Origin of the sequence: Paraplanobispora takensis, from assembly GCF_016863195.1 — a bacterium.
In the GTDB taxonomy this organism is placed as follows: Bacteria; Actinomycetota; Actinomycetes; order Streptosporangiales; family Streptosporangiaceae; genus Planobispora; species Planobispora takensis.
This window is the reverse complement of record NZ_BOOK01000079.1, coordinates 1-4,014: the sequence shown is the minus strand read 5'-3', so window position 1 is coordinate 4,014 and position 4,014 is coordinate 1. Positions and strand designations below refer to the sequence as shown.

Annotated in this window: 5 protein-coding genes; 3 read left to right on the top strand and 2 right to left on the bottom strand. The window is 66.3% G+C overall.

Going from position 1 to position 4,014, the window contains the following annotated elements; genetic code table 11:
- From Pta02_RS38565 to Pta02_RS38555, 3 genes are all read left to right on the top strand, one after another.
- Nucleotides 1-444 (top strand): SRPBCC family protein (locus tag Pta02_RS38565; protein ID WP_203879989.1); only part of this gene is annotated, 444 nt, incomplete at its 5' end.
- Nucleotides 445-822: 378 nt separating this feature from the next.
- Nucleotides 823-1,407: a DUF6461 domain-containing protein gene (locus Pta02_RS38560; protein WP_203879988.1), complete on the top strand. Its 585-nt coding sequence runs from the start codon at nt 823-825 to the stop codon at nt 1,405-1,407.
- Nucleotides 1,408-1,570: 163 nt separating this feature from the next.
- A protein-coding gene (locus Pta02_RS38555; protein WP_239131553.1) for an IS5 family transposase occupies nt 1,571-2,355 on the top strand; the annotation gives its coding sequence in 2 pieces (ribosomal slippage) (nt 1,571-1,901 and nt 1,901-2,355; 786 coding nt in all).
- Between the two features lie 185 nt (nt 2,356-2,540).
- On the opposite strand, the gene Pta02_RS38550 is transcribed toward Pta02_RS38555, so the two are convergent.
- Both Pta02_RS38550 and Pta02_RS38545 read right to left on the bottom strand, forming a co-directional pair.
- The gene (locus Pta02_RS38550; protein ID WP_203879987.1) at nt 2,541-2,975 is read right to left on the bottom strand and encodes a hypothetical protein; all 435 of its coding nucleotides are present in this window, start codon (nt 2,973-2,975) and stop codon (nt 2,541-2,543) included.
- Nucleotides 2,976-3,334: 359 nt separating this feature from the next.
- On the bottom strand, nt 3,335-4,014 hold a 680-nt coding region (locus Pta02_RS38545; RefSeq protein ID WP_203879986.1), incomplete at its 5' end, for a hypothetical protein.

The window sequence follows — 4,014 nt, the reverse complement described above, 5'->3', positions numbered from 1 at the left end:
GAGCGGACCATCGCCGCTCCCATGGAGATCGTGTGGGCAGCGCTGACGGACATCCCCCGGCGTGCAGAACTCTTCAGCAAGGTCGACGCCGTCGAACCGCTCACAGCCGGCTCCTTCGACCTCGGAACGCGCTGGCGCGAGACCCGTACGGTCTACGGTCAGTCATCGAGCGCGAACTTCGAAGTGATCGAACTCGAAGCATCCCGCCGCTTCCTTGCGGAGTCCATCGTCGGACCACGCTCCACGATGGAGTACGTTCTTCTCCCCGCCCAAGACGGTGCCTCCACAACGGTGCGCGTCACGTCGGAGACCATGGGCGGCAGCCTGGGATACAAGATCGCGGAAGTTCTGAGCCGTTCCCGAATCACGCAATGCATCGTCGAAAACAACACTCAGGACCTGGTCGATCTCGCCCATGCGTGTGAGCCCCGGCAGACTTCTTGACCTTGCGCAAAAGGGTCGCAGTCGGTGCAACTCTCACGATCGCCTGAGAACGGCTGATCTTCGTATGGGGCTGGGGGCGATCGCCGGTCCGGGACCTCGTTCCTCAGCCCCGGCCCACCGGACACCCATGTGACGAAAGCGTGGGCGTTCCCCCTGCCCCTCTCGCGTGCCCGTTACGTGCCCGTCGGGAGGGAGACCAAGGGGGACTCACGGGGAATTACGGAGAGCCGGAGCGCTCCCCCGCAGGCCAGGACTTCCCCAGCTCAGCAGCCAAGATTGTTAGAGACTTCCCAAGCTGACAGCACATGGATGACGAGCGAAGTTGTCGGCTCCCTCTGTCATGCTCGCCGCGATACGGCTTCCACGGAAGGTAGATGAATGGGCGGCGCCACGGCAGCGACCTATGAATGGCTCTGCGAGGAGTTCAGCGACGACACCGACGAGACCTGGCTCTGCGCCGGCTTCGTGCGGGACCTGTCCCCGCGGGAAGCGCTGCAGCGAATCCGCGTCACCCCGGGCTCTTTGAGCGAGTCGGGACAGGGCGTCGCAGCCTACGCGGCCAGCGGCGGAACCGTCCTGATCGAATATGGCTGGGCGAGAACCGTCTACGACAAGACCCATCTACTGTCGGTGGGCACCGTCGCGGCCGCGGTGTACATGAACATCAAGAACGACGGCTTCACCTACTGCGTCGACGGCCGGAAGATCACCATGTTCAGCTTGTACGCCTATTCCCTTCGGGAAGGAGCCGACCCCGACCGGCTTCAGGCGGATGTCGAGGACCTCGGCATGGACACCGGCGGCGACCAACTCGACTTTCCCGATGATCCCGTCTCCAGCGCTCTGGCCCTCGCCGAACGCGCTACAGGCGTCCATCTGTCTTCCGCCCGTTTCGCCGGTCCGGCTCTGATCGGATCCACCGATCACATTTACCCCGTGGCCTCTGACGCCCTTAGCTCATGAAGATCCGGAACATACGAGGAATGCTCTCGGCGCATATGACCAGATCACCTAGCTAACCACCAGATCAGGGCGCTGAGCGGCCCATAAGAAGCCTTCCTCTTTTAGAGCGTGACTCATCTGGCGGTCGCTCGTTGGACATGGCATGGATGCGTTCCTTCAGTGACTGGTCCCCGATGAGTTGTGGGAGCTGTTCCAGCGCGTGGTCCCGCCGGCGCCCACCCGGCCGCAGGGCGGCGGACGCCGGCGCGCAGACGATCGGATGGTCCTGGCGGCGATCGTGTACGTGGCCACGACCGGGTGCGCCTGGCGGCAACTGCCGCCGGTCTTCGGCGCCTCCTGGCAGACCGTCAATCGCCGTTTCGCCGAGTGGAGTGCTGCCCGGGTATGGGCCAAGCTGTATCGGATCATCTTGGACGAGCTCGGCGCCCGGGGCGAGCTGGACTGGTCGCGGTGCGCGATCGACTCGGTCAGCCTGCGCGCGGTCAAAGGGGGGAGCTGACGGGCCCGAATCCTGTCGACCGCGGCAAGAACGGGGCAAAGATCCATATGATCACCGAACGGACCGGTCTGCCGCTCTCTGTCGCGATCTCAGCGGCCAACGTCCATGACAGCCTGGCCGTCGAACCGCTGGTGCGCGGCATCCCGCCGATCCGCTCCCGGCGCGGGCGGCGACGGCGTCGCCCGGCCAAGCTCCACGGCGACAAGGGCTACGACTACCCTCACGTGCGGCGCTTCCTGCGGCAGCGCGGCATCATCCCGCGCATCGCGCGGCGCGGCGTGGAGTCCAGCCAGCGCTTGGGCCGGCACCGGTGGGTGATCGAGCGCACGATCGCCTGGTTGAGTGGATGCCGCCGGCTGCATCGCCGCTACGAGCGCCGCGCCGACCACTTCGCGTCCTTCGTCGCTCTGGCTGCCGCACTTATTTGCTATCGCCGACTCGCCAAATGAGTCACCCTCTTATGAGGTCCGGCAGCGCTGCTACATGGCCCGTGTCCCCGGCTTCGAGATCGACACCACCCGGTCCTCGCCGACGGCTGAGGCAGACCGGGGAACCGTTCCGGGACAGACGGAGGCTCTGGCGTGTCTCAGGGCGCCTCACTGCGACCTCGTTTCGGTGCTCTGGTCGGGAGATGTCAGTCGTCCCACGCGTCGGCCGGGATCCGGTAGAGCGTTCGGGTCTCAGCGAGCCACTCGCGGTCGATGAAACAGCCGGTGAGCCGCCCGACCAGGGTGAGGAACGCGGACAACGACTGCTTGCCGCCAGGGAATTCCAGCCCTTCCAGGTACACGGTGAAGATCGATCCGGACTCCGTCTCCCCATTGCCGACAGGGCCGATCATCTCGACGAACTCACCGTCGTGGAAGTGATCGAGATCGTGGAGGCCATCGACCGCTCGGTCATACTCCACCCGAAAGACGCTGCGCCCTCCCCTGCTGAGCACGTGCTCCTCGAGATAGCTGCCGCTGATGCTGAGGACGTGCGTCCAGCCCGGGCTGTGCGGGCCGATCCAGACGGTCTCATGTTCCGAGTAGGGCTCGTACCAGACGTCGCCGTGTCCAGATCGCACTCCAGCCGGGACGCCGGGTCCACCCGCAACTGCCGGGTGACTTCGTCCGGGTCACCGTTCTCCACCCAAAGCCCCGAGAACCGCATCGCGAATCCGCGTGCGGCCAGCAGTTCCCATCAGTCCTCTCCGGGAAATGCGTTCCTTCCGCTGTCGTTCATGCCGTCCTTCGTATCGTCCGTCTTGCCATTCCCGGCCCTGCGGCCGACATCGGGAACACGGCCGACGCATGTCCTCGACAATCCCCTATCTGATCGGCTCCCGCCCGGCCAAGCCGATCGGGCGGGATCTCGTCAACTACCTGCAGGCCATCTCGAGAACGGCTCCTTCAGTCCTTGTGGGAAGTGTTGAGGCGGAGCAACTCAGTTCTTGTATCTGGCCAGCGACCCCCAGCAGCACAGGCTCTGGGAGTATCCGCTGGCGGCCGTGACATTGTCATATTCCGGGTACGAGCCGCCGGAGTACACCGTCGTCTTCTGCTCGGGCATACCGGCGGTGAGCATCCCCCCGATCGACGGGGCGATGTCGGGACCGGCCAGCGGGGCGTACCAGGTCGCGTAGCCGCCCTGCCACCAGTGCTGCGGCCCGATCTGCGACGGCACGGTGAGCCCGGCCGCCTGCCGGGCGGTGATCTCGCCGTCCACGTCGGGGCTGCCGAGCGCCTTCAGCGTGATCCACAGACTGTAGAGGAACCAGGTGGCCGCCTGGGTGGAGTCGCCTCCTGCCGCCATCGCGATGTTGATGTTGGCGGTGAACGACTCCGCGGCCACCGCCGCCACCAGCGCCGCGCACGCCTGCGGGAGTTGTCCCGCGGTGGTGAGCGCGCCGAGCGCGTCGGCCACGGGCCGGTACCCGGTTTGGAAGGTGGCGAGCACGCTGGCGGTCAGCGCCGGGGTGAACGTGCGGTTCAAGCCGGCCAGGTCGTCCTCGAGCCTGCCGTCGTTCACCGGGGCCGCCTGCCGGGCCGCGTCGGTTATCACGGCGATCGCGTAGTCCTGCCACCAGCCGGGAGTGATGGCGGGGCTGGCCGCGCGGGCCGCGG